A 25,946-nucleotide genomic window follows, 5' to 3' on the forward strand; every position below is an offset into this window, starting at 1 on the left:
TCTCTAAAATGCTACTAGTTAATCAATATTTACAGATTTTTCAACAACTTCTACCAAAGCCCAATTCTTTGTTTTTGAGAAAGGCTTTGATTCAGAAACTCTTACTACATCACCAAGACCACATTCATTCTTCTCATCATGTGCATGAACTTTTGTGCTACGTTTAATATATTTTTTATAAATTGGATGGCGCACTTTGCGCTCAACTAAAACAGCAATTGTTTTATCACGGCTATTACTAACAACCTTGCCTGTTAATATTCTTTCTACTGAATTAGTTTCACTCATGACTTCTTCTCATTAATTATTGTTTTAATTTGGGCAATTGCTTTCTTTGTTTTACTAAGCTTTGATAAATCACTTAACTGAGAAGTGCTCTGCTGCATACGCAATTCAAAGTGCTCCTTAAGCAATGTTATAAGCTGGTCATTTAACTGAGACTCGTCTTGATCTCTTAATTCTTTAACATCCATTACATTATTGTCCGTTTAATTACTGTTGTTTTGACAGGAAGCTTTGCAGCTGCAAGCTCAAAAGCTTCTCTAGCAACGACTTCATCTACGCCCTGCATTTCAAATAACATCTGTCCAGGTTTAATTAACGCAACCCAATATTCAACACTACCTTTACCTTTTCCCATACGAACTTCAAGGGGTTTTTTAGTAATTGGTTTATCGGGAAATACACGAATCCAAATTTTTCCTTGGCGCTTAACATGTCTGGTCATTGCACGACGTGCTGCTTCAATTTGCCTAGCAGTCATTCGACACCTTCCAGTTGCTTGAAGGCCAATATCACCAAAGCTTACATTGTGGCCAGCAGCTAAACCGCGGTTGCGGTTTTTCATCATTTTTCTAAATTTTGTACGTTTAGGTTGCAACATTTCTTAATTCCTTTACTTCTTTACTGTTTGTTTTCCAGCACCACGCTTTGAAACTTCTTCAATAGTGCCTTTATTATGATCTAGAATTTCACCTTTGAAAATCCATACTTTAATGCCAATAACTCCATACTGAGTATTCGCCCTATAACTGCTATAGTCAACGTCAGCTCTAAATGTATGTAATGGAACACGTCCTTCGCGATACCACTCAGATCGAGCTATTTCAGCTCCATTTAATCGACCACTTACCATTATCTTAATTCCTAGTGCGCCCAATCTTGTAGCGTTACCTAAAACTCTCTTAACTGCGCGTCTATACATCACTCGCTTTTCAAGTTGTTGTGCAATATTTTCAGCAACTAAACGGGCATCTAATTCTGGTTGCTTCACTTCTTCAATACTTATATGGACAGGAACGCCCATCATTTTTGAAACCAAGTTCTTCAACTTCTCAATATCAGCACCTTTTTTACCAATTACAATTCCAGGTCTAGCTGTATGAATAATAACTTTAGCAGTATTTGACAATCTTTCAATACTTATGCGACTTACAGATGCGGTAGTTAATTCTTTGAATAAGAAGTCTCTTACTGCAATGTCAGACAACAAATATTCGGAATAATTTTTACTACTGGCGTACCACTTTGAATGCCAATCTTTAACAATTCCTAGTCTTATGCCTACTGGATTTACTTTTTGACCCATAATTTTTTACTCGCTTACGCCAACACTAATGTGGCTTGATCGTTTAAGAATACGATTCGCTCTACCTTTTGCTCTTGGGCGAATACGTTTCATTGTAGAACCTTCATTTACGAAAATACTACTTACCTTTAGTTCATCTACATCTAATCCATCATTATGCTCAGCATTAGAAATCGCCGAACTTAGAACTTTTTTTACAAGTACCGCAGCTTTTTTATTGCTAAATGTCAAAATACTCAAAGCCTCTTCCACCGGCTTATTGCGAATTTGATCAGCAATTAATCTAACTTTAAAAGGTGAGATTTTTGCGTATTTATGAATTGCTTTAACTTCTATCATTATGTCACCTTATGCTTACGATTTACGGTCACCGGAGTGACTCTTGAATGTTCTTGTTACGGCAAACTCGCCTAATTTATGACCAATCATATTTTCATTTATTGAAACTGGAACATGATTACGACCATTATGTATAGCTATTGTCAGCCCAATCATTTCAGGAACAATAACTGATCGACGCGACCAAGTCTTAATTGGTTTTCTATCATTATTATCTTGAGCCTTCAATACTTTCTTAATTAAATGCTCATCTACAAATGGACCTTTTCTAAGTGATCTTGCCATAATTTCCCTTTAATTCCTTCGACGTACGATAAGCTTATCAGTACGTTTATTGCTACGTGTTTTGTATCCTTTAGTAGGAGTACCCCAAGGAGAAACTGGATGTCTACCACCACTAGTTTTTCCTTCACCACCACCATGTGGGTGATCAACTGGATTCATTACTACACCACGAACTGTTGGTCTAACACCTCTCCAACGAGTGGCTCCAGCTTTTCCTAATTTTCTTAAGCTATGCTCTGACTTTGAAACTTCACCAAGTGTCGCACGGCATTCAGCTAAAACTTTTCTTACTTCACCAGACCGAAGTCTAAGAGTTACATAGTTACCTTCTTTGGCAACTAGCTGGACTGATGTACCAGCACTTCGTGCAATTTGTGCTCCTTTTTGTGGCTTAAGCTCAACACAATGTATAACACTACCAAGTGGTATATTACTCAAAGGTAAAGTATTTCCTTTGTGTATTGCAACTGAATTTCCAGAAACAACCTGATCACCTGCATTAACACCCTTAGGTGCAATAATGTAACGTCTTTCACCATCAGCATACAAGACAAGAGCAATATTTGCACTTCTATTTGGATCGTATTCAATTCTTTCAACTGTTGCAGTAATATCATCCTTATTACGCTTGAAGTCAATAATACGATATCTTTGTTTATGGCCTCCACCTCTATGCCTAACAGTAATTTTTCCACGGTTATTACGACCATTTATTCTATTCTTACTTTCTGTTAAAGCTGCAAAAGGCTTACCTTTGTGCAAATCTTTATCAACTACACTGACAACATGTCTTCTGCCAGGTGAGGTTGGTTTTCTTTTTATAACTATTGCCATAATAAATTCTCTATGAGGCAGTTGCGTCAATCATCTGACCTTCAGACACTTTAACGACTGCTTTTTTCCAATTAACACGCTGTCCAGCTTTACCTTTGTATATCTTTCTCTTGCCTTTTACATTTGAAGTAGTAACATCTTCAACAGTTACTCCAAATAACTCTTCAACTGCAGCCTTCACTTCTCTCTTATTACTATCAGGCCTAACCTTAAAGACGTACTGGTTATTAGCAGATGCTAAAGTAGATTTTTCAGAAACAATTGGCCCAAGTAGGACGCTTAATATTTTTTCTTTATTCATAACATTGCCTCAACTTTTTTTAATGCGGCTTTTGTCATAACTACATTGTCATAACCAATTAAGCTTACTGGGTCTATACTTTGAGTATCGCAAACACCAACATGGTATAAATTCCTTGAAGACAAGTACAAGTTCTCATCTAGCTCATCTGTCATTAACAAAGCATCCTTAAGGTTTAAGGATTTCATTAGTGACGTAACATTTTTTGTTTTTGGTTCAGTAATTTCAAGATCTGAAACTATCTTTAAGCGATCATTACGAAGTAGCTCTGAAAATATAACGCTAATTGCACCTTTGTACATTTTTTTATTAACTTTTTGAGAATAGTTACGAGGCTGAGCAGCAAAAGTTACTCCACCACTTCTCCAAATAGGTCCACGTGAAGTACCTGCTCTAGCACGCCCTGTACCTTTCTGCTTCCAAGGCTTCTTACCACCACCACTGACTGCAGCACGATTTTTTTGTGCTTTAGTGCCACTTCTTCCACCTGCCATATAAGCAGTTGTTATTTGATGAACTAATGATTCATTATAGTTCCGACCAAAAATATCATCTGAAACTTCTTGAGAAGTAGATTTGTTCGTTTTTAAATTTAATACTTTTACTTTCATCGCTAGACCTTTAAATAACTATTTATTAAGCTTCAGTTTCTTTATCTTGATTTTGTTCTATATCTGTTGCAACATCTTCAACTACAGGAGCTTCAACTACTGCTTCCACTGATGCCTCAACTAACGTTTCTTCAACTTCTTCAACTGGAGCCACTTGTTGTTCAGATAGCTGCTTACTTATCTCAGAATTAATTTTATTCTTTTTATCTGACAAAAATACTCTTACAAAGCCATTTTTAGAACCTGGAATGGCACCTTTAACTAACAACAAATTACGCTCACTATCAACTCTAAGTATCTCCAGACATTCTTCTGTCACTTGAGCATTACCCATTTGACCAGCCATTTTTTTACCTTTGAATACGCGACCTGGATCTTGACATTGTCCTGTAGAACCAATCGCACGGTGAGAAACTGAGTTTCCATGAGTTGCATCTTGCATACTAAAGTTATGGCGCTTTACGCCACCTTGAAATCCTTTACCTTTTGACTTTCCTGTTACATTCACGTAATGTCCAGCGCCAAAATATGAAACATCAAGATTAGGCATATCAGAAACTTCATTTTCACTAACTCTCATTTCCCAAAGTCCAAGGCCAATTTCTTGAGAAGCTTTTGCATAATGACCTTTTAACGAGCTAGAAACACGACGAATTTTTGCGTCACCCTTCTTATTAGTCTTTTTGCCAGTCGTGACTTGAATTGCATTGTAACCATCGGTATCGACAGACTTGCTCTGCACTACTCGATTAGGCTCTATCTTAATGACGCTAACGGAAGATGCTGAACCATCGTTAGCCATCAAACGCGTCATTCCTAATTTTTTTCCTACTAATGCAATTGCCATTTTATTAATCCTTTCTGTTCTATTAGTTAAGTTGGATTTTCACATCAACACCAGCAGCAAGATCTAATTTCATCAATGCGTCTACTGTTTTGTCTGTTGGACTAATTACATCCATCAACCTAACATAAGTTTTAAGTTGGTACTGATCTCTAGCATCTTTGTTTACATGCGGAGAAGACAACACAGTAAAACGTTCTGTCTTAGTAGGTAAAGGGATTGGACCCCTTACACTAGCACCAGTTCGTTTTGCTGTTTCTACAATCTCTACGGCTGATTTGTCGATTAATCGATGATCAAATGCCTTTAATTTAATTCTAATATTTTGATTGCTCATTTGCCTATTTACCTTATCTAACTTGTGATACGAAAAAACCGTCGATTATACAAGATATCGACGGCCCTTATTCAACTAATCAGCTCGTAATTTTCGAGACGACTCCAGCACCTACCGTGCGTCCACCTTCTCTAATTGCAAATCTTAATCCTTCTTCCATTGCAATCGGAGCTAGTAACTCAATTGTCATCTTCACATTGTCACCTGGCATAACCATTTCAACGCCTTTTGGCAGTTCGCATGCACCAGTAACGTCTGTTGTTCTGAAGTAGAACTGTGGACGATAATTGTTAAAGAATGGAGTATGACGTCCACCTTCTTCTTTACTTAAAACATAAATCTCTGCTTCAAACTTAGTGTGCGGGTTAATCGTACCTTTCTTAGCAAGTACTTGACCACGCTCAACGTCTTCACGCTTCGTTCCGCGAAGAAGAACACCAACGTTATCACCTGCTTCACCTGAGTCAAGCAATTTTCTAAACATTTCAACACCTGTACAAGTAGTCAGCTGCGTATCTTTAATACCAACGATTTCAATTTCATCACCAACATTAACAACACCACGCTCGATACGACCCGTTACAACCGTTCCACGACCTGAGATTGAGAACACGTCCTCAATTGGCATTAGGAATGTCTTATCTGTATCACGCTCTGGAGTTGGGATGTATGTATCTAATGCTTCAACTAACTTCATAATTGAAGGGACACCAATATCTGATGTATCGCCTTCTAATGCTTTCAAAGCTGAACCAAAGATCACTGGAGTGTCATCACCTGGGAATTCGTACTCTGTTAAGAGTTCACGGATTTCCATTTCAACAAGCTCTACTAATTCTTCATCATCAACCATATCGGCTTTGTTCATGTAAACAACGATGTAAGGAACACCAACTTGACGAGACAATAGAATGTGCTCACGCGTTTGAGCCATTGGTCCATCAGTTGCAGCGATTACAATAATTGCGCCGTCCATTTGCGCAGCACCTGTAATCATGTTCTTAACGTAGTCGGCGTGTCCCGGACAATCAACGTGAGCGTAGTGACGAGCCGCTGACTCGTATTCTACGTGCGCTGTTGAAATCGTGATACCACGCTCTCTTTCTTCAGGAGCATTATCAATATTTGCATAATCCTTAAATTCACCGCCGTTCATTTCAGCCATAACCTTAGTAAGGGCTGCAGTTAAGGTAGTTTTTCCATGGTCAACGTGACCAATTGTTCCCACATTTACGTGTGGTTTGGTTCTTTCAAATTTCTCTTTTGCCATTTCTAATCCCCTATTAAGTATTTAATTTTTCAATAACATCTTCAGCAACATTTCTTGGAGCTGCAGTATATTTAGCAAATTCCATAGAGTAATTTGCACGCCCTTGTGACATTGAACGAAGATCCGTTGCATATCCAAACATTTCTGCTAAAGGAACAGCAGCCTTTATTTGTTTGCCAGCTGGAGTGTCATCCATAGCACTTACAATACCTCTTCTACGATTTAAATCACCCATAACATCACCCATGTAATCTTCAGGTGTTGATACTTCAACATTCATCATTGGCTCTAGCAATTGAGGATTAGCAAGTTTAACGCCCTCTCTAACACACATAGAGGCTGCAATTTTAAATGCCATTTCGTTAGAATCTACATCATGATAAGAACCATCATAAACAGTAACTTTAACATCAACTAATGGAAATCCAGCAATAACGCCGTTTTGCATTTGTTCTTGAACACCCTTATTAACTGCAGGAACATATTCCTTAGGAATAACACCACCTTTAATTTCGTCAACGAATTCATAGCCCGCACCAGGCTCCTGTGGCTCAATTCTTAGATAGACATGACCATACTGACCACGACCACCAGATTGTTTGGCAAATTTATGTTCGTGCTCAACAAGTTTTGTAATTGTTTCACGGTACGCTACTTGAGGGGCACCAACATTACACCCAACATCAAATTCACGCATCATTCGATCAACAATAATATCTAAGTGAAGCTCGCCCATACCTGCAATAATTGTTTGTCCAGACTCTTCATCTGTAGAAACCCTAAAAGAAGGGTCTTCATTTGCTAGCTTTCCTAAAGCAATACCCATCTTTTCTTGGTCAACTTTAGTTTTAGGCTCAACTGCAACAGCAATTACTGGCTCAGGAAATTCCATTCTTTCAAGAATAATTTTATCTTTCATGTCACATAGTGTGTCACCAGTCGTAACATCTTTTAGGCCAATAGCTGCAGCAATATCTCCAGCTCTTACCTCTTTAATTTCTTCACGATCGTTGGAGTGCATTTGCACAATTCGGCCGATACGCTCTTTCTTACCTTTAGATGAGTTATATACAAAATCACCTGACTTCAAAACACCAGAGTAAACCCTAAAGAAAGTTAGGTTACCAACAAAAGGGTCTGTCGCAATTTTAAAAGCTAGAGCTGCAAAAGGCTCATCATCTCTAGGAGGCCTTACTCCTTCTGATTCAGCAGCATCATCTAATATTCCAGTAATAGCATCCACTTCTTCTGGAGAAGGCATATACATTACCATAGCGTCTAGAACAGCCTGGACACCTTTATTTTTAAACGCTGTACCACAGAACATTGGAATAATTTGATTTGCAATGGTTTGAAGACGGATACCTTCTTTAATTTCATCAGGATTCAATTCACCGTCATCAAGGTACTTCTCCATAAGAACTTCGTTAGCCTCTGCTGCAGATTCCATCATGAATTCACGTTTCTCATCTGCAAGATCTTGCAAATTAGCAGGGATATCTTTCACTTCATATGTTGCGCCTTGATCTTCTTCATTCCAATAAATGGCTTTCATACGGATAAGATCAACTACGCCTTCAAAGGCATCTTCTGCACCAATAGCAATTTGCATCGGAACAGGGTTAGCACCTAATCTTGTTTTAATTTGGTCGCATACACGTAAAAAATCCGCACCTGCTCGGTCCATCTTGTTAACAAAGCCAATTCTAGGAACGTTATATTTATTTGCTTGTCTCCAAACTGTTTCAGATTGAGGCTCTACGCCGCCCACAGCACAAAAAACGGCGCAAGCGCCGTCTAATACTTTTAATGACCTTTCAACTTCAATCGTGAAATCAACATGGCCTGGGGTATCAATAATATTAATTCGGTGATCTTCAAACTGACCATCCATTCCCTTCCAGAAACAAGTAGTTGCAGCTGAAGTAATTGTAATACCTCGCTCTTGCTCTTGCTCCATCCAGTCCATTGTTGCACTTCCATCATGGACTTCACCAATTTTGTGAGTACGTCCTGTATATAGAAGTATGCGTTCAGTAGTCGTCGTCTTTCCAGCATCAATATGTGCCATAATACCAACGTTACGATAACGATTAATTGGAGTAATTCTTGCCATGATTGAGTCCTTAAATTACCAGCGAAAATGAGCAAATGCTTTATTAGCATCCGCCATTCTATGAGTGTCTTCTTTTTTCTTAAATGCAGTACCACGGTTTTGAACTGCATCTAGCACTTCGCCTGCCAACCTAAGCTTCATTCCTTTTTCACCACGCTTTCTTGATGCTTCGATAATCCAACGCATCGCCAAAGCAACTTTCCGATCTGATCTTACTTCAACTGGAACCTGATATGTAGAACCACCAACACGACGAGATTTGATTTCAACTGCTGGACCAATATTTTCAAGAGCTTTTTTAAATGTTTCAACTGGCTCCGCGTTTCCTTTGGATTCAATTGTATCAAGTGCATCATAGACAATCTTTTCAGCGACTGATTTTTTACCATCTAGCATTAAAATATTTACAAACTTAGCTAGAACAAGATCATGATACTTAGGATCTGGCAATATTAATCTTTTTGGGGCGGCTCTTCTTCTCATATTAGTTTTCTCTTAATAAATTATGTTTTTGGTTTTTTTGTACCGTATTTTGATCTGCCTTGCATTCTTCCATCTACACCAGTTGTATCTAATGCTCCACGAACAGTGTGGTAACGTACACCAGGTAAATCTTTAACACGACCACCACGAATAAGAATTACCGAGTGTTCTTGTAAGTTATGTCCTTCACCGCCAATATAAGTTGTAACTTCAGCAGAATTAGTTAATCTGACACGAGCAACTTTTCTTAAAGCAGAGTTAGGTTTCTTTGGTGTTGTTGTATAAACTCGAGTGCATACCCCACGTTTTTGTGGGCAACTGTCCAACGCTGGGACACCAGTTTTAACAATCTTCTTACTTCTTGGCTTTCTTACCAATTGGTTAATCGTTGACATAAAGGGTTATACTCCAATGTATATTTAATTTTTCGCCCACATAGCGGGGTCAATAAAGCGGGCAATTATACTTTGGTGCTGACTTGAATGTCAATGAATATTAGTCTTTTTTTACTATACTTTCAAAAAATGATGTGCAAGCTGAGTAAAGCATCTCAAAGACTTCATCAAACTTTCCCTCATAATAGGGGTCAGGAACACTAGCACCATAATGTTCTTTGGAGTAATTTAACATTAATTCAATCTTTGAATGACTTTCAGAAGGTTGGATTGATTTCAATCTTTCGAGATTGTCAGAATCCATGGCAATAATGTAGTCATAATAATAAAAATCACTCTCATGAACGTGCCTCGCTCTCTGACTTGACAAATCAACACCATGATTGATAGCGGCTTGTTGAGACCTTTGATCAGGTGAATTACCTATATGGTATGCGTGAGTCCCAGCTGAATCTATTTCAAAATGTTGAGATTTACTATTTTTTTCAACAATTGATCGAAAAGCACCTTCCGCTGTTGGAGAGCGACAAATATTACCCATACAAACAAACAGAACTTTGTTTTTTAATTCCACTGAAATAGCTCAGATAATATAAATGCTAAAAGTTTTCCCATCCCGAGATTATATTTCAAATTAAGAAATAATTATATAACCCATACTAGTTAAATAATATTTATAATCTATCAATACACAACAAAGACCAATTCTACTATGCCTGTGGGTAAATCTATAATCGATATTGCTAAAGACGTCATTCAAACTGAAGCTGATTCTGTTTTAAAACTTAAAGGAAGAATTGATCAAAGTTTTGATGAGGTTTGCCAAATTCTTAAAAACTGTATAGGGAAAGTTGTTCTAATTGGGATGGGTAAATCAGGCCATATCGCCAAAAAAATCTCTTCCACCCTGGCATCAACAGGGACACCTGCTTTCTATTTACATCCAGCTGAGGCTGGTCATGGCGACCTTGGGATGATTAGTCATGATGATGTAGTTATCATGATTTCCTATTCTGGAGAATCAGATGAGATTATCTCATTACTCCCAGGAATCAAAAGAATGAATGTGCCTATTATCAGTATGACAGGAAGTGCTAAGTCTTTAATCGCCTCATCAAGTGATTTTCATTTAGATATAAGTGTCGATAATGAAGCATGCCCTAACAATTTAGCGCCAACCTCAAGCACTACCGCAACCTTGGTTATGGGTGATGCAATTGCTGTCTCGCTTATGTCCTTAAATAATTTCACATCAGATGATTTTGCCATGTCTCATCCTTCAGGCTCTCTAGGCAGGAGACTACTCACGCTTGTCTCCAGTGTTATGAAATCAGGGGAAGATATACCAAAGGTCACTAAAGAGATGCTGCTTATTGATAGCCTTTTAGTGATGAGTGAAAAGGCACTTGGAATGGTTCTCATTGCTGAAAATGAAAAGCTCGTGGGAATATTTACTGATGGTGACTTAAGAAGGGCTTTAGAGTCTAATGTAGATTTTCAGAAATTAACTATTCAAGATGTCATGACCAAAGATTGCAAGTCCATTGAACCACAAGAGCCCGCATTAATCGCAATGCAGTTGATGGAAAAATACAGCTTAAATTCACTGCCAGTTGTTGACTCAAGTAATAATATAGTTGGCGCAATCAACATGCATACCTTGATTCAAGCGAAATTATTTTAGTAAGTTGACCATTACCTTTATAGGTTTTAATAATAATGGACATTAAAATCCTTTTATCCGATATTGCTGAAACTACTGAAGCATTTGATGTTTCTGGTCTGTCACTCAATACGAAAACACTTACTAAGGGTGATTTGTTTATTGCCCTTCAAGGTGAGAAAAATCATGGAGCTGAGTATATCGACAGTGCAATTGAAAATGGCTGCATAGGAGTTTTAATTGAGGGAAAGGATTTTGATTGCGACGTCCCAACCATCAGAATTGATAACCTCAAGCCTCAACTTTCTGGGCTTGCTCAAAATTTCTACACCAAAGCAAAGGATGTTGATCTTATTGCAGTCACGGGTACAAATGGTAAGACCTCTGTCAGTCATTACATTTCACAGCTGCTTGACTTCTTAGAAGTTAATAATGGCGTTATTGGGACACTTGGCATCAGCAAGGTTGAAAAGAAAAGCATAAACACAACACCAGATATCTTCTCAATATATAGCTCACTTGAAGAATACAGCAGCCAGGGAATTAAACTAGCCATTATTGAGGCCTCTTCGCATGCGCTCATCCAAGATCGGCTTGAAGGGCTTTCATTTGTTCAGGGCATCTTCACCAATTTGACGCAAGATCATCTTGATTATCATGAAACAATGGGAAATTATAAAGAGGCCAAAGGTAAATTATTTACGAATGGTTTTTCAAAAAAAGCAATTATTAATAGGGATGATGAAAATCATCAATATTTTTTAGATACTGCCTCGGATAAAGATCCACTTACCTTTGGAATCGATGATTTAGAATTCTTTAAAACTAGTGAGAATGGTTTTATTTGTCAGCTCAATAATTACGTCTTTGAGTTACCCTTAATAGGGGAGTTTAATTTATCAAATGCTCTTGCAGCATTCACTAGTGTTAAATGTTTGGGATATAGTGAAGATCAAATTATTCCTTTTCTTGCAAAACTTTATCCACCGCCTGGAAGAATGCAGCAACTTGAAAACAGCCATATTTGGATAGACTATGCACACACACCAGATGCACTTGATAATGCCCTTGCATCTCTTAGGGCGCACTATCCTGAATTTAAAATCAGAGTGCTTTTTGGGTGCGGTGGAGATAGGGATAAAACCAAGAGGCAGTTAATGGGGAAAATCGCAAGTGAAAAGGCTGACAGCATAATTCTTACCAATGATAATCCAAGAAGCGAAAGTCCAGAAAAAATTATTGAAGATATACTTGGTGGAATTAAAGTAGAGAATGATGTTCAGGTAATTTTAGATCGAAAACATGCAATAGAAACGGCAGTAAAAACCTTAGGGGAAGATGAGGTATTACTTATAGCAGGCAAGGGTCACGAAACAACACAAACTATTGGTGATCAAATTTTTCAGTTCAGTGATGTTGAGGTCGCATTAGATGCTTTCATCTGACACCGATAAAATAAGCAAAATTATTAGTGGTAAATCAAGCTCAGATAAAGCGATCAACTTTCAGGGCATTTGTACTGACACACGAGGTCAAATTTCTGGAAAGCTTTTTATTGCGCTTGAAGGTGAAAATTTTGATGGTCATAATTTTATTGAACAAGCAGAAGATTTAGGGGCTATTGCAGCTATTACTCATAAAAAAGTTAACTCAAATTTACCTACTATTGAAGTTAATAATTCAGAAATAGCATACCAAAAATTAGCTGCTTGGCATCGTCAATCTCACTCGCCAATTGTAATTGCAATTACTGGAAGCAATGGAAAAACCTCAACAAAAAACATGCTTCACTCAATCTTGTCCCTACACGGTCCAACACTTTCAACTAAAGGTAATCTTAATAATCACTTAGGCGTTCCTAAAACACTTTTAGAGCTTGAAAAAAATCACCAATACTGCATTATTGAAATGGGCGCAAATCATGTAAATGAAATTGAGTTATTGTGCAAGTTGGCTCACCCACATATTGCAATCATTACAAATGCGAATAATGCGCATCTTGGTGAGTTTGGCAGTGAGAAAAACTTAGTAAAAGCAAAAGGAGAGATTCTCGAATCTTTATCTGAAGATGGTATTGCAATCGTTAATAAATCCTCACCTCATATCAATATCTGGGAAAAAATGTCTAACACTAAAGCTCTTACTTTTTTTGGTAATGAAAGTGACATATATGCCAGTGATATTAAGCACACTAATTCTGCTCTAAACTTTAATCTTAACTTTAATCTTAGCTCTGTAAATATAACTCTTTCAATGATTGGTTTACATCAAATAGACAATGCATTAGCAGCCTCAGCTTGTGCCCTTAAGCTTGGGGTTAGCCCTCAGATGATAAAAAAAGGTCTTGAGAATTCAGCGCCTGAAAAAGGGCGGCTAGAATTAATTAAACTTCAAAATTTCACTATTCTTGATGATAGTTATAATGCAAATCCTCAATCAATGAAAGCTGCAATTGACTCACTTAAACAATTTTCTGGAAAGAAAGTTTTAGTTCTGGGAGCAATGGCAGAGCTTGGTAAAGATTCAAAAAAACTTCATCAACACATTGGAGATTATGCGCGTGAACAAAATATTGATAATCTTCTAACAATTGGTCAAGAGGCTCAAAACTACAAAGGCAGCCATTTTGAGAATATTGAATCAATATTTAATGAGATAGAGAACCATCATAAAGGTGCTACAATTTTAATAAAAGGCTCAAGAATGATGGAGCTTAATAAATTGGTTGATAATTTAATAAATACCTCAAACTCTTCTTGACCTTTGCATGAAACATGGCGATAATTACGCTGCTGCGCTCGTGGCTCAACTGGATAGAGTACTCGGCTACGAACCGAGCGGTTGCAGGTTCAAATCCTGCCGAGCGCACCAACATTTGAATAAGTTTGCCCTAAATACTTCGAGTCTTTGATAGAATTAGCCTTATGATGACTCTTCCTAATTTAATTACCCTATCAAGAATCTGTTTGATTCCTATCTTTATTGGTTTGTTTTATTTACAGCCAAACTATCTGGATGGAGAGCCACTTAGCTGGATTAATAATTCTATTATTGCAATTTATATAGTTATCAGTGCGACTGACTTTATAGATGGATTCTTAGCCAGAAGACTCAACCAAGAAACTGCGCTTGGGGCATTTCTTGATCCAGTTGCAGATAAGCTGATGGTTTGTACAGCGCTTATTCTTCTAATAGATTACTATCACACGTGGTATATCACAATTCCTTCAATAATCATAATCTCGAGAGAAATTCTTGTTTCTGCGCTTAGAGAATGGATGAGTGAAGTTGGTAAAAGAGCTAATGTTGCTGTGTCATGGATAGGGAAATCAAAAACATTTGTACAAATGATTGCAATACTATTTCTTTTGATTCATCAGCCTCTATTCGTTTTTTCATTTAATGAGATAAATATAATGGGCCGTGTCCTCCTCTTTGCTGCAACAATTCTGACACTCTGGTCAGGTATAAAATATCTAATTGCAGGGCTAAAAACATTTGACAGTTAGAAAAAAAACACTATAATTTCCAACCTTGTGCGGGAATAGCTCAGCTGGTAGAGCATCACGTTGCCAACGTGAATGTCGCGAGTTCGAATCTCGTTTCCCGCTCCATATTCTAACTGTTTGTGTTGGTCTTGATAACAAGGCTTTTTTTTTTAAATTTAACCTCAATTGGCTGGGTAGCAAAGCGGTTATGCAGGGGCCTGCAAAGCCTTATAGACCGGTTCGACTCCGGTCCCAGCCTCCAATCAAAAAAAAGCTCGATTAAATCGAGCTTTTTTATTGGAAAAATCTATTAATTACATTCTTTAAAAACTAGTGCTTGGCACTTTTCGCATTTACTCTTATCAAGCCGGTCATATAAAACATTAATGGCCTCTGCTTTTGAATCAAAAAAGTTATCTCTGCCAATCTCATTAACAAAATTTACTTTTTCCATAAACTCAAAGGCTGTAGATTTCACAGCAACAAAATATAAACTACCATTGTGGGCTTTTAAACGTTTATTTTCAATTAGAAGCGCCTCTATTCCAGCTAGATCAATAAAGTTAACGCCACTTGCAACAATCAAAATGTGGTAAATTCTCTGATTATCAACAATCTGACTTATTTGTTTTTGAATGTGGTTTATTGATCCAAAATATATTGACATATCAATACGAATTATCTTGAGCTGTGGGCATTGCACTAAAGGCGCCTTTCTAATACTTTGCAACCTTCTATCGCCTTCACCTGGTGGAGTCCCAAATGCTAGCGTATGAACATCTGGAGTTGATGTCTTGGCAATAAAAAGCATTAATGATAATAGCACTCCAAGATATATCGCAAACTCTAGCTCAAATAATAGAGTTGCTAGAAAAGTTGCCGTAAAGATAACGCTCTCTGATTTGCTGTACGTAAACGTTTTTTTAATATTTTTAAAATCTATGAGGTTATATGCAACAAGAAGGATAACTCCTGCCATTGCTGCAAGAGGTAAATACGAAATTAGTGGTGCAACTAAAAACACAATTGCCATTAGAAAAAGTGCTGCAAGAATTGCAGATAAAGGGGTTCTTGCTCCAGATTCAAAATTAACTCCCGACCTTGTAAAAGATCCAGAAGATGCATAACTTGAGAAAAAGCTTCCTACAATATTTGATGTTCCCTGACCAATAAACTCCTGATTCGCATTAATCCTTTGATTTGATTTAGTAGCAATCGACCTTCCAATTGATGAAGCCTCAATAAGACCTAAAAGTGCAATTGCAAATGCCTCTGGTGCAAGTGCCTTTAATGAGTTTAACGAAAAGTCAGGCGTTGATAACGGAGGAAAGTAAGCCGGCATTGCTCCGACAGTTTTTATGCTGTCAGTAAAGCCACCCAAGTAAAAAGCCAGTAGCCCACCAACTAGCATCCCAATTAATAAATTAGGAAATTTTGGTTTTAAAATTTTAACAACTATCGCAGTTACTAAAGTCCCAAGACCAACAATTAAAAGATAGATATTAAATTCCCCAACTCCCGTATAAATATCAAACCAGGTATTAAGAAAATCCTCTCCCCTGGGGATATCAATACCTACAATATATGGGATTTGACTACTTGCAATCAATAGCGCTGCGCCAGCTGTAAAACCGATGACAACATTATGAGAAACAAAATTTACCAACATACCAAATTTAGCAAGTCCAAAAACTAGTTGGTACACTCCCGCCAAAAAGGTCAGCGTCAAAGCTAGCGATACAAATTCTGCGCTGCCAGGTTCAGCGTACTTACTGACTGCTGCAAAAACAACAATTGAAATAGCTGTGGTTGGGCCAGATACTAAATGGAAAGACGAGCCAAAAAGTGCAGCAACTATAGGAATAACCATCGCTGTATAAAGGCCATATTCTGGAGGCATTCCTGCAATTGTTGCAAAGGCAACACTTTGAGGAAGGACAATAATAGCGCCTGTCAATCCTGCAAAAAAATCAGCCTTAATTGTCTCTATAGTGGTCAGTCTAAACCATGCTATAAAAGGGAAAATTTTGGCTAATTGAAACATAAGATTATAAGTTTAAAATGAGTCGTTTATTAATGGGTGTCAGATTATATAGTAATTCATATGTACTCAAAGATCTCAGGTAATATTTAATAATATTAAGTTGTACTAAGTTTGAACAAAGATCATATAAACAATCGTTCCACTAACAATACTTAATAGAGCATTTCTTTTATAAATATGAAGTCCAGCAGTTACAAGCAATGCAATAAATGTATAGACAATTTCAAATGTTAAGTACTCAACATCCTTTAGCATATAAATTACAAGTATTGTCATCACCATTGGCGGTGTACTTTTAGAAATGTAATTAAACAAAGAGCTCTCTTGACCTTTACCAAAAAGTAAAAATGGCGTCAGCCTTGTAATATAAGTTGCTACTGTCATCACAAGCATAGCAGCTAGAAGATAATTTATTTCATTCATTAGACTGTATTTTGATTAATCGCAATAAAACTATTGATGCTATTGAAAGAATAATGGCAACCAAAAGCATATGTTTTATAAAAAATAATAAAGCAATAGCAGATGCGATGAATGCGATGACAAACGGCAGCAACCTCTTCACCTTAACCCACTGCTCAATAAGTAACACCACAAACAAAGCAGTCGCTGCAAATTCCATTCCATTCGTATTGAATGACAAAGCATTTGCTGTTAAGGCGCCAATAGTACATCCCAGAACCCAATATAATTGGGCAAATAGCGTTATGAAGAAATAATAACGCTCCTTAGTAAAATTTTTAGGAACCTTTATTGTGGTCATGAGCGCATAAGTCTCATCCGTTAGACCAAATATTAAATATAACTTTCTAAGATTCCAATTACCAAAACTTTCAAGGAAGGCAAGACCATAGAACATATGCCTTGAGTTTAAGAAAAATGTTGAAATTGCAATTTCTAATAAACCTATTCCAGAAGAGAGAAGCCCAATTGCCATAAACTGAGCAGCTCCAGCATAGACAAAGATGGCCATCAAGGATGCGAAATACCATGGGTAACCGAGCTCCTGGAACAGAAGACCAAAGGCAATCCCTAAAGGTACAAAACCAAATAGAATTGGTAGCGATATTGTTAATGCAGAACGAATCATTGGCACAATTTTAATATTTTAAAAAGCGATTGAAGTGTGTAATTAAACAGAAAAAAATAAAAGATATATATTAATTCATGTATACTTTTTATACTAACAAATGATTGCCAAGTAGGTCAAGTTTTAATTGACATATTTAAACAATTAAACCTATAATAACATATTGATAACTCATATATATGAGTTCTAAAAATCTATTAAAACTATTTAAAAAAATAATTAATTTATGTCTCAATTAGTACCACCCCACGCAAGTAATGAACTCAAAATCCTCGCTTTAGGAGGAGATGCATTAAACTCAGAGCTGAAAAAAACAGACTCAATGTATAAATTGTTTTGTTCATCAAGAGAGTTTGGTGATTTGATCATGCTTGGTATTGGTGGTTTTACTCCTCTTGAAGGTTTCATGGGAAAAGCTGACTGGCTAAGTGTGTGTAAAAATATGGCATTGGACAATGGAACTTTTTGGCCTATCCCAATAACACTTTCTACTGATAATGAAGATTTAAAAGTTGGTCAGGAAGTTGCTATTGTGTACGAAAAAAATAATGCAGTTATCGCTACAATGCTTATTTCTGAAAAATACTTAATTGACAAAGAGCTAGAGTGCAACGAAGTATTCAAGACTAGCGACATAAAACATCCTGGTGTTGCCTTAGTTATGGCCCAAGGTAAATACAATCTTGCTGGAGCTGTAAAAGTTTTATCAGATGGAGGATTTCCAAATCAATATGGTGACCTTTACATGACACCTTCTGAAACACGCGCATACTTTGTAAAAAAAGAATGGTCTACTATAGCTGCATTTCAAACTCGTAACCCTATGCATCGCTCGCATGAGTATTTAGCTAAAATTGCTATAGAGATATGCGATGGAGTAATGATTCATTCAACTTTAGGAGAACTAAAGCCAGGTGACATTCCTGCTGATGTTCGCTCCAAATCTATTTCAGCATTAATTGAAAATTACTTTGTAGATAACACTGTTCTCCAATCGGGATACCCATTGGACATGAGATACGCTGGTCCAAGGGAGGCATTACTTCATGCGCTATTCAGACAGAATTATGGGTGCTCTCATCTTATAGTAGGACGCGATCATGCGGGTGTTGGAGATTATTATGGACCATTTGATGCTCACAATATTTTTGATGAAATTGACAATGGTCTGGCTACTAAGCCCTTAAAGATTGATTGGACATTTTGGTGTGAAAAGTGTGCTGGAATGTCAAGCATGAAAACTTGCCCACATGATCAGGAAGACAGACTAATGCTTTCAGGCTCTAAATTAAGACATCTTCTTAGTGAAAACCTAGAAGTTCCTGATAATTTTTCAAGACCTGAAGTTGTTGAAATTCTTCGTAAGTACTATTCTAAAATTAAAGAAAGTGACAAAGTAAAAATTGAACTTAAAGGGCATTCTGCGAAATAGATGAAGATGAAATTAAATTTAATCAACAATCCTGGTCTATTAGTTATGAGTTTTCTGGTTCTATAAAAATTGAATTACAAATGCGCAAATATTCTACAATCTCATGCTCGGAAATATAGTGAATTTATTATGGATAAGGGCCTCCATAATACAACAAAAAAAAAGGAAAAATATAATATGATATCTATTAACCCATTTTCTGAAATTTCAGCATTTATTCCATCTTTTGTAATGCAAACTTATGTAATTGCAATGTTTGTTCTTGTTATAGGTGCCACGCTTTTTGATGTGGTTCATAAAAAGAGTGCTAAGTATTTCTTCAACAACTCAGTTAAAGCAAAAAAATCTGCAACCAGAAACGTAGGCTCTGGAGAAAAAGTTTCTATTGCTTTTAAAACTGCAACCAATGAAATCTTAACCTCGTCAGAATTTTGCAGCACTAGAAGAAGATTGGCTCACCTTCTGACAATGTATGGATTTATCATTTTTGTCGTTGCGACAGTTGTAATGATTTTTTCTTACTCAACTCCTAACACAATGACTCCTTCAATTTGGCCATTAGCATGGCATTTAGGTGCAGCTATGCTTTGTGTTGGTGGTTATTGGTTTTGGTTCTTTATAAGAGTTGATGTTGCGGCTGAAGGTAATAAGTGGTACAGAGTAATTAGGGCAGACTTATTTGTTCTATCGCTCTTAGCTATGTCTACTTTTGCGCTCCTATGGTCTTACATGCAGTCCAATGGAATTAATATCTGGCAAACTCTATTTTTTGGGCTATTCATTGGGGCTAGCACTGTTCTATTTGGTGGTGTCTTATGGTCAAAATTTGCCCACATGTTTTATAAGCCTGCTGCAGCTTTTCAAAAACGAGTTACTAAAGCTGACGGTTCAAGAGAGAACCTTCCAGAACCTGCTGATATGCCAAAGAAATTTGGCCTTGGAATTGAACGCGAAGCGCCAAGACATTACTAATAATAACTAATTTTCGGAGAAAATATTATGCCAACTTTTGTATACATGACTAGATGCGATGGCTGTGGACACTGTGTAGATATCTGTCCATCTGACATTATGCACATTGACAAGACTATTCGACGTGCAGTCAATATTGAGCCAAACTTTTGCTGGGAGTGTTACTCGTGTGTTAAAGCATGCCCTCAAAATGCAATTGATGTAAGAGGTTATGCTGACTTTGCTCCAATGGGCCATAGCGTAAGAGTTCTTCGTGAAGAAGAAAAAGGAACTATCTCTTGGAAAATTAAATTTAGAGATGGTCGTGAGAAAAACTTTGTTTCTCCAATTACTACGCAACCATGGGGTGAAAAAATTCCAAAACTTGCGGACTTAGAAGTTCCTGATCAAGCAGCACTTGATTCACAACTTTTATGTTTTGAGCCAGATGCTCTTAACATTGAAACTGGATTACCCGTAATAAATAAAGATAAGCTAAAAGAGGGAGTTTACTACTAATGGCTAAGAGAAAAACTGTTTGGGAAGACTGTGATATTTTAGTTGTTGGTGGTGGTATGGCTGGAACTGGTGCTTCTTATGAGGCTAGATATTGGGGCCGTGATATGAGAATTATATGTGCCGAAAAGGCAAACATTGATCGAAGTGGTGCAGTAGCTCAAGGCCTTTATGCGATCAACTGCTATATGGGAATGCAGTGGGATGAAAACCAACCCGAAGACCATGTTCGATATGCACGTAATGACTTGATGGGTTTAGTTCGTGAGGACCTTGCTTTTGATATGGCTCGACATGTTGACTCTGCCGTTCACAAATTTGAAGAATGGGGCCTACCCATTATGAGAAATGAAGAAACTGGTCGTTACCAGCGCGAAGGTAAATGGCAAATAATGATTCACGGTGAAAGCTACAAACCTATCGTTGCAGAAGCGGCTCGCAAATCAGTAGACAAAATTTATAACCGAATTATGATTACGCATCTTTTAATGGATGAGGCTAAGGAAAATAGAGTTGGTGGAGCAGTTGGCTTTAATTGCCGTACTGGTGATTATCATGTTTTCCGTGCCAAAGCAGTAATTGTAGGAGCAGGTGGTGCCTCTCATATCTTTAAGCCTCGTTCAGTAGGTGAAGGAATGGGAAGGACTTGGTATGCTCCATGGAGTAGTGGTTCAGCCTATGCGCTTCCAATTCAGGTGGGCGCTAAGATGACGCAGATGGAAAACCGAATTGTGTTAACCCGATTTAAAGATGGTTATGGGCCAGTTGGTGCATATTTTCTCCACCTCAAAACATATACTCAAAATACTTACGGTGAAGAGTACGAATCTAAGTGGTATGAACACACTAAAGCTATGGTTGGTGAATATATTGATCATACTCCGACGCCGACATGTTTACGTAACCATGCGTTTATAGAAGAAGTTAAAGCTGGTAGAGGACCAATTCACATGGTCACCATGGAAGCTTTTCAAGATCCGCATCTAGAAGTAATTGGATGGGAAAACTTCCTAGGAATGACTGTCGGTCAAGCAGTTGTTTGGGCCTCTCAAAATATTGATCCTAAATATACTAATCCTGAATTAACTACATCTGAACCCTACGTAATGGGCTCTCATGCTACTTGTTCTGGTGCATGGGTCAGTGGTCCTGAAGACATTTCCCCGCCTGAGTATTTCTGGGGATACAACCGAATGCTGACTGTTGAAGGTCTCTTTGGTGCTGGTGATACTGTTGGTGGAACTGCACATAAATTTTCTTCAGGCTCGTTTACTGAAGGAAGGATAGCTGCAAAAGCAGCCGTTAAATATATCCAAGATATGGGTGATGATAAGATTCAAGTTAGTAATAAACAGTGTGATGATCTAAAAGAGATTATTTATAAGCCATTAGAAAACTATACAGTAGGTCGTAATGAAATTACTGCTGGTACAGTGTCGCCAAGCTATATATTACCTATTCAAGGGCTCCAACGCCTTGAGAAAATTATGGATGAATATTGTGGTGGTATTGGTGTTAACTATATGACGAATGGAAACCTACTTACAAAATGTATTGAGCTCTTAGAAATATTGCAAGAAGATCTTGAGCATATAGGCGCTGAAGATCTTCATCAGCTTATGCGTGGTTGGGAATTAAGACATCGCACAATTACTTCAGAATGTGTTGCACAGCATACATTATTTCGTGAAGAAACGCGCTGGCCAGGTTATTACTATAGAGGCGATCACATGAAATTAGATGATGAGAATTGGCATTGCCTAACTGTTTCTAGACGTGATCCAAAAACTGCTAAATGGACTATGGAAAAAGCGCCCCTTTATCATATAGTTGATTAATCAGATTTAAAGTATCTAGAACTGGGGTCTCAATTTGAGGCCCCAATAATAATGCTATTAGATTATCATACAATCCAAACTTAAAAACTACTAGGTGAACTAAATGAATCTTCTTGAGAAAACTAACGAAGAAATACTTGAAATTGCAGACCCATTGATGGATGAGTTAGTTGCATCATCAAATAAACGAGATTACCTAGGCTTTATTAAACACTTTTCAAAAGAAATGTTGATGGGTGCAAATGAGATTGAAATGGGAAAGCAGTGGACAAAAAATAAAATGTTATCAAGCTTATCTGTTGAAAGAGAGTTCTTAGGATGCCTTAGAAGAGGTGATCATGTTTCAATTCTATATAAGCAAACTAGTGATGAGGTTCCTGGAGAATTTTTAGGTCGACTTGTTCTGGGTATTCAGGACTCTGAAGTCAAAATATTTGGTGCAACTATTTTTTAATACTTCTTTAAATTATTGAATTCGAATCTGAATACTCAATCTATTACACTATTAGAAATATGAGCGAAACAATCTCCATAAACAAATTTGTTGAACTAACTTACAGAATCATAGATCAATCTAATGGTGAAGTTATTGAGCAGGTCGAAGAGCCATTAGGGTATGTTCAGGGAGATAATTCATTATTGTTCAATCAGGTAACCAAAGAGCTTGAAGGTAAGTGTGTTGGTGATGAAGTAGAGATTTTACTGAAAGCAGAAGATGCCTTTGGAAAAAAGGCTGATGAACTAATTTTTACAGATGATATCAATAATGTTCCAATGGAATATAGATTTATTGGAGCATCTGTTACTATGCAAAATGATAAAGGTGGTACTAAAGATTTCATAGTTTCAAGTATTGAAGATGGGAAGCTCACAATTGATGGCAATCATCCCCTTGCGGGCAAAGATATTATTTTTTATGTAGAAATTTTATCAATTCGTGAAGCAACTGCTGATGAAATCATTGAGGGTGGAAAGTTAGATTAAATATAGTTAATTTTTAAAAAATATCGTCATAGATGTGTTGCTCAATATTCCATTCTTTTTGACTTTCAATAGTCAGCGTTAGACATCTCGCAGCCCCATAATTTCGGATCTTTCCAGCAGAGCCTGGATTTATAACCCAAGGTGTTTGCTGATTATCAATAACTTGTTTATGAGTATGCCCATATATGATGACCCTTGAATCTGGGTAAGTAGCCCTCAAAGAATCATGACTTGGCTGAACATGTCCATGTAAATGGCCATGTTCTATTGCTATGCTGCCTCCAGGAAACTCTACTAACTCAACCTCACTAAAAGAAGATATATGCTGATCATTGTTACCCTTTACGGCAATCATTTTTTGCTTTGGATTTAATGCAGACAAAGAACTTTCCTCTATGATATCCCCTGCATGAATGACAAAGTCACAATCATTCATAAGGTCTATTACTCCTGGATGAATTGTTCCATGAGTATCTGACAGGATGCCAATTTTTATCACTATTGGAGTGACTTTAGTCTCAATCGAAGTGCATTAAGTTTGATGAAGCCCTCAGCATCTTTCTGATCGTATGCTCCACCATCATCTTCAAAGGTTGCAATTTTTTCACTAAATAAGCTATTATCTGATTTACGACCAACTACTGAGGTATTGCCTTTATATAGTTTCAGCCTAACTACTCCACTAACATTTTCTTGCGAGGCATCAATTGCTGCTTGCAGCATTTCACGCTCTGGTGCAAACCAAAAACCATTATAGATAAGCTTGGCATACTTTGGCATTAACTCATCTTTAAGATGTGCAGCTTCTCTATCTAAAGTAAGTGATTCAATAGCACGATGAGCTCTTAACATAATCGTACCAGCAGGTGTTTCATAACATCCACGAGACTTCATGCCAACAAAACGATTCTCTACAATATCAAGCCTACCAATCCCATGCGCACCACCTAGTTTGTTGAGTTCTTCCATGACTTGAGCTGGCGACATTGATTCGCCATTTATAGCAATGATGTCACCTTTTTCATAAGTTAACTCAATATATTCAGCACGATCTGGAGCCTCTTCAGGGGAGACTGTCCAGCGCCACATTTCATCTTCTGCTTCCTGCCATGGATCCTCAAGCAGGTCACCCTCATAAGAAATATGAAGTAGATTAGCGTCCATTGAGTATGGTGATTTCTTTGATTGTTTTTTATAGTCTACTTCAATATTATGCTCTTCAGCATATTTCATTAAGCTCTCACGAGAAGATAGATCCCATTCACGCCAAGGTGCAATAATCTTAATTTCTGCATTCATAGCATATGCACTTAGCTCAAACCTTACTTGATCATTGCCTTTTCCTGTTGCTCCATGAGAGATTGCATCTGCACCAACCTCTTTGGCAATTTCAACCAGCCGTTTAGAGATTAAAGGTCGTGCAATAGACGTGCCTAAAAGATACTCCCCTTCATAAATAGCATTTGCTCGAAACATTGGAAAAACAAAATCACGTGCAAACTCTTCACGTAAATCTTCGATATAAATTTCCTTTATCCCCATGGCTTTAGCTTTAAGACGAGCTGGTTCAACTTCTTCACCCTGACCAATATCTGCTGTAAAGGTTACTACTTCACAGTCATATGTTTCATGTAACCATTTAGCAATAATGCTAGTATCTAATCCACCCGAGTATGCTAATACGACTTTATTCATTATTTTTCTATGTAGTTAAATTCTTTTTTATAAAGCACTTCATTTTCAGAAGTAACGACTTCGACTATCCATTTTCCTGTCCAGGTATGCCAAAGATTTTTTGATGACCAAACCCTCCAACGAGGACCTTTAATATCAAAAATAACATCGGCCATCACTTTATTATTATATATCCAGCGATGCTTAACACTTGTACCTTGAAGATTACGAATGTTTGTAAAAAAGTAGATTTTACCCAAAGAATTGTCAAGCTCTCCAACAATATTAAAGGGCTCTCTGTCTACAATCTCTGTCGCAAATTCTGCATTAGAAATATTTTGATGTGGCCATTCATTTGCAAATACATTAGAAAATAAAAATACACTGAGCATTAATACGGTTAATTTTTTCATTTAATCCACCCAATTTATAATATGTTCAAATAAAAGATCTTTTGAAACTTCATTATCTCTATACGTTCTTCCTCTTACAGAAATACCTGCCAAATGAACACTATTCTTATCCCCACTTATTAGTGGGTGCCACATAGGTAACTCTTTCCCTTCGTATAGTAGTCGATATGCACATGTACTTGGAAGCCAATTAAACTTTTTTCCCCAATCTGGCTTAATACTTAAGCAGTCTGGAACATATTTCTGACGGTTGTCGTAGTGTGGACAAGAGCACTCCTCTTCATCTAAATAATGACAGGCGACATCTGTAAAGTAGATCTTTCCAGAATCCTCATCTTCCAGCTTATGTAAGCAGCATCTTCCACAGCCATCACAGAGCGACTCCCACTCCTTAGAACTCATCTGAGATAAAGTTTTATTTTTCCAGAAAGGTTTATCTAAATTTTCCAA

General features: G+C 37.3%; 33 protein-coding genes and 3 tRNA genes. 13 read left to right on the top strand and 23 right to left on the bottom strand.

Annotated elements, in window-relative coordinates:
• Positions 1-18 precede the first annotated feature (18 nt).
• The 16 genes from rpsQ to AC5YGD_RS08070 all read right to left on the bottom strand — a co-directional run bounded on the left by rpsQ (position 19) and on the right by AC5YGD_RS08070 (position 9,977).
• The gene (rpsQ, locus tag AC5YGD_RS07995; RefSeq protein ID WP_271537443.1) at positions 19-288 is read right to left on the bottom strand and encodes a 30S ribosomal protein S17; all 270 of its coding nucleotides are present in this window, start codon (positions 286-288) and stop codon (positions 19-21) included.
• Complete coding sequence (gene rpmC / locus AC5YGD_RS08000) at positions 285-473, bottom strand: 50S ribosomal protein L29 (RefSeq protein ID WP_271537444.1); 189 nt, start codon at positions 471-473, stop codon at positions 285-287. Before rpmC ends, rpsQ begins: the two co-directional genes overlap by 4 nt.
• Positions 473-883, bottom strand: coding sequence for a 50S ribosomal protein L16 (gene rplP, locus AC5YGD_RS08005; protein ID WP_271537445.1), 411 nt, complete (start codon positions 881-883; stop codon positions 473-475). Before rplP ends, rpmC begins: the two co-directional genes overlap by 1 nt.
• Positions 884-895: 12 nt before the next feature.
• Entirely contained in the window at positions 896-1,588 is a 693-nt protein-coding gene (gene rpsC, locus AC5YGD_RS08010; protein WP_271537448.1) for a 30S ribosomal protein S3, read from the bottom strand.
• A gap of 6 nt (positions 1,589-1,594) precedes the next feature.
• Positions 1,595-1,924 carry a 50S ribosomal protein L22 gene (rplV, locus tag AC5YGD_RS08015; protein WP_271537475.1) on the bottom strand — a complete coding sequence of 110 codons (330 nt, stop codon included), beginning with the start codon at positions 1,922-1,924 and terminating at the stop codon, positions 1,595-1,597.
• Between the two features lie 18 nt (positions 1,925-1,942).
• A complete protein-coding gene (rpsS, locus tag AC5YGD_RS08020; protein WP_271537450.1) occupies positions 1,943-2,212 on the bottom strand; it encodes a 30S ribosomal protein S19 in 270 nt (89 codons plus the stop codon).
• A gap of 9 nt (positions 2,213-2,221) precedes the next feature.
• Positions 2,222-3,046, bottom strand: coding sequence for a 50S ribosomal protein L2 (gene rplB / locus AC5YGD_RS08025; RefSeq protein WP_496141385.1), 825 nt, complete (start codon positions 3,044-3,046; stop codon positions 2,222-2,224).
• 10 nt (positions 3,047-3,056) lie between these two features.
• A complete protein-coding gene (gene rplW, locus AC5YGD_RS08030; protein ID WP_271537453.1) occupies positions 3,057-3,347 on the bottom strand; it encodes a 50S ribosomal protein L23 in 291 nt (96 codons plus the stop codon).
• A complete protein-coding gene (rplD, locus tag AC5YGD_RS08035; RefSeq protein ID WP_271537455.1) occupies positions 3,344-3,958 on the bottom strand; it encodes a 50S ribosomal protein L4 in 615 nt (204 codons plus the stop codon). The genes rplW and rplD overlap by 4 nt, the downstream gene beginning before the upstream one ends.
• 25 nt (positions 3,959-3,983) lie before the next feature.
• Entirely contained in the window at positions 3,984-4,805 is an 822-nt protein-coding gene (gene rplC / locus AC5YGD_RS08040; protein ID WP_416686647.1) for a 50S ribosomal protein L3, read from the bottom strand.
• A gap of 22 nt (positions 4,806-4,827) precedes the next feature.
• A complete protein-coding gene (gene rpsJ, locus AC5YGD_RS08045; protein ID WP_271537458.1) occupies positions 4,828-5,139 on the bottom strand; it encodes a 30S ribosomal protein S10 in 312 nt (103 codons plus the stop codon).
• Between the two features lie 79 nt (positions 5,140-5,218).
• Positions 5,219-6,409, bottom strand: coding sequence for an elongation factor Tu (gene tuf, locus AC5YGD_RS08050; RefSeq protein ID WP_271537460.1), 1,191 nt, complete (start codon positions 6,407-6,409; stop codon positions 5,219-5,221).
• Positions 6,410-6,422: 13 nt separating this feature from the next.
• Complete coding sequence (fusA, locus tag AC5YGD_RS08055; RefSeq protein ID WP_271537462.1) at positions 6,423-8,525, bottom strand: elongation factor G; 2,103 nt, start codon at positions 8,523-8,525, stop codon at positions 6,423-6,425.
• Positions 8,526-8,540: 15 nt separating this feature from the next.
• Complete coding sequence (gene rpsG, locus AC5YGD_RS08060; protein WP_271537464.1) at positions 8,541-9,008, bottom strand: 30S ribosomal protein S7; 468 nt, start codon at positions 9,006-9,008, stop codon at positions 8,541-8,543.
• A gap of 20 nt (positions 9,009-9,028) precedes the next feature.
• The gene (gene rpsL / locus AC5YGD_RS08065) at positions 9,029-9,403 is read right to left on the bottom strand and encodes a 30S ribosomal protein S12 (RefSeq protein WP_271537465.1); all 375 of its coding nucleotides are present in this window, start codon (positions 9,401-9,403) and stop codon (positions 9,029-9,031) included.
• Between the two features lie 100 nt (positions 9,404-9,503).
• Positions 9,504-9,977, bottom strand: a complete 474-nt coding sequence (locus AC5YGD_RS08070) for a low molecular weight protein-tyrosine-phosphatase (RefSeq protein WP_271537467.1) — start codon at positions 9,975-9,977, stop codon at positions 9,504-9,506.
• 144 nt (positions 9,978-10,121) lie between these two features.
• Between AC5YGD_RS08070 and AC5YGD_RS08075 the strand changes: the two genes are divergently transcribed.
• The 7 genes from AC5YGD_RS08075 (at position 10,122) to AC5YGD_RS08105 (ending at position 14,816) form a co-directional block, all read left to right on the top strand.
• Positions 10,122-11,087, top strand: coding sequence for a KpsF/GutQ family sugar-phosphate isomerase (locus tag AC5YGD_RS08075; protein ID WP_496142369.1), 966 nt, complete (start codon positions 10,122-10,124; stop codon positions 11,085-11,087).
• 35 nt (positions 11,088-11,122) lie between these two features.
• Positions 11,123-12,511 (top strand): UDP-N-acetylmuramoyl-L-alanyl-D-glutamate--2,6-diaminopimelate ligase, encoded by a 1,389-nt coding sequence (locus tag AC5YGD_RS08080; RefSeq protein ID WP_271537469.1) that lies wholly within the window; start codon positions 11,123-11,125, stop codon positions 12,509-12,511.
• Positions 12,498-13,826, top strand: coding sequence for a UDP-N-acetylmuramoyl-tripeptide--D-alanyl-D-alanine ligase (locus AC5YGD_RS08085; RefSeq protein WP_496141386.1), 1,329 nt, complete (start codon positions 12,498-12,500; stop codon positions 13,824-13,826). Before AC5YGD_RS08080 ends, AC5YGD_RS08085 begins: the two co-directional genes overlap by 14 nt.
• A gap of 34 nt (positions 13,827-13,860) precedes the next feature.
• Positions 13,861-13,937, top strand: a tRNA-Arg gene (locus AC5YGD_RS08090).
• A 56-nt stretch (positions 13,938-13,993) separates the two neighbouring features.
• Positions 13,994-14,575 (top strand): CDP-diacylglycerol--glycerol-3-phosphate 3-phosphatidyltransferase, encoded by a 582-nt coding sequence (gene pgsA, locus AC5YGD_RS08095; protein ID WP_496142370.1) that lies wholly within the window; start codon positions 13,994-13,996, stop codon positions 14,573-14,575.
• A 29-nt stretch (positions 14,576-14,604) separates the two neighbouring features.
• Positions 14,605-14,680, top strand: a tRNA-Gly gene (locus AC5YGD_RS08100).
• A 62-nt stretch (positions 14,681-14,742) separates the two neighbouring features.
• Positions 14,743-14,816 (top strand) — tRNA-Cys (locus tag AC5YGD_RS08105).
• Between the two features lie 48 nt (positions 14,817-14,864).
• Here the strand turns inward: AC5YGD_RS08105 and AC5YGD_RS08110 are convergent.
• From AC5YGD_RS08110 to AC5YGD_RS08120, 3 genes are all read right to left on the bottom strand, one after another.
• Positions 14,865-16,598: a SulP family inorganic anion transporter gene (locus tag AC5YGD_RS08110; RefSeq protein WP_416651647.1), complete on the bottom strand. Its 1,734-nt coding sequence runs from the start codon at positions 16,596-16,598 to the stop codon at positions 14,865-14,867.
• A gap of 105 nt (positions 16,599-16,703) precedes the next feature.
• Complete coding sequence (locus AC5YGD_RS08115) at positions 16,704-17,021, bottom strand: branched-chain amino acid transporter permease (protein WP_271537961.1); 318 nt, start codon at positions 17,019-17,021, stop codon at positions 16,704-16,706.
• Entirely contained in the window at positions 17,014-17,688 is a 675-nt protein-coding gene (locus tag AC5YGD_RS08120; RefSeq protein ID WP_496141387.1) for an AzlC family ABC transporter permease, read from the bottom strand. Before AC5YGD_RS08120 ends, AC5YGD_RS08115 begins: the two co-directional genes overlap by 8 nt.
• A 226-nt stretch (positions 17,689-17,914) precedes the next feature.
• On the opposite strand from AC5YGD_RS08120, the gene sat reads away from it, so the two are divergent.
• The 6 genes from sat to AC5YGD_RS08150 all read left to right on the top strand — a co-directional run bounded on the left by sat (position 17,915) and on the right by AC5YGD_RS08150 (position 23,409).
• On the top strand, positions 17,915-19,120 hold the full coding sequence (gene sat / locus AC5YGD_RS08125) for a sulfate adenylyltransferase (RefSeq protein WP_496141388.1): 1,206 nt from the start codon (positions 17,915-17,917) through the stop codon (positions 19,118-19,120).
• Between the two features lie 177 nt (positions 19,121-19,297).
• Positions 19,298-20,092, top strand: coding sequence for an adenylyl-sulfate reductase (locus AC5YGD_RS08130; protein ID WP_416651652.1), 795 nt, complete (start codon positions 19,298-19,300; stop codon positions 20,090-20,092).
• Between the two features lie 27 nt (positions 20,093-20,119).
• Positions 20,120-20,590, top strand: coding sequence for an adenylyl-sulfate reductase subunit beta (gene aprB, locus AC5YGD_RS08135; RefSeq protein WP_416651654.1), 471 nt, complete (start codon positions 20,120-20,122; stop codon positions 20,588-20,590).
• A complete protein-coding gene (gene aprA, locus AC5YGD_RS08140; protein ID WP_416686661.1) occupies positions 20,590-22,425 on the top strand; it encodes an adenylyl-sulfate reductase subunit alpha in 1,836 nt (611 codons plus the stop codon). Before aprB ends, aprA begins: the two co-directional genes overlap by 1 nt.
• Positions 22,426-22,528: 103 nt before the next feature.
• Positions 22,529-22,879: a hypothetical protein gene (locus tag AC5YGD_RS08145; protein WP_271537958.1), complete on the top strand. Its 351-nt coding sequence runs from the start codon at positions 22,529-22,531 to the stop codon at positions 22,877-22,879.
• Between the two features lie 59 nt (positions 22,880-22,938).
• Positions 22,939-23,409, top strand: coding sequence for an FKBP-type peptidyl-prolyl cis-trans isomerase (locus AC5YGD_RS08150; protein ID WP_416695093.1), 471 nt, complete (start codon positions 22,939-22,941; stop codon positions 23,407-23,409).
• 13 nt (positions 23,410-23,422) lie between these two features.
• Here the strand turns inward: AC5YGD_RS08150 and AC5YGD_RS08155 are convergent, their stop codons facing one another.
• Genes AC5YGD_RS08155 through AC5YGD_RS08170 form a run of 4 tightly spaced genes read right to left on the bottom strand, consistent with a single transcriptional unit; the run spans position 23,423 to position 25,946 of the window.
• On the bottom strand, positions 23,423-23,908 hold the full coding sequence (locus AC5YGD_RS08155; RefSeq protein WP_271537955.1) for a metallophosphoesterase family protein: 486 nt from the start codon (positions 23,906-23,908) through the stop codon (positions 23,423-23,425).
• Positions 23,908-25,104 (bottom strand): argininosuccinate synthase, encoded by a 1,197-nt coding sequence (locus AC5YGD_RS08160; protein ID WP_416695098.1) that lies wholly within the window; start codon positions 25,102-25,104, stop codon positions 23,908-23,910. The genes AC5YGD_RS08155 and AC5YGD_RS08160 overlap by 1 nt, the downstream gene beginning before the upstream one ends.
• Positions 25,104-25,496: a DUF2914 domain-containing protein gene (locus AC5YGD_RS08165; protein WP_416651662.1), complete on the bottom strand. Its 393-nt coding sequence runs from the start codon at positions 25,494-25,496 to the stop codon at positions 25,104-25,106. Before AC5YGD_RS08165 ends, AC5YGD_RS08160 begins: the two co-directional genes overlap by 1 nt.
• Positions 25,497-25,946, bottom strand: a complete 450-nt coding sequence (locus tag AC5YGD_RS08170; RefSeq protein ID WP_271537564.1) for a YcgN family cysteine cluster protein — start codon at positions 25,944-25,946, stop codon at positions 25,497-25,499.

It is taken from the genome of Candidatus Pseudothioglobus sp. uisw_070 (assembly GCF_059512545.2).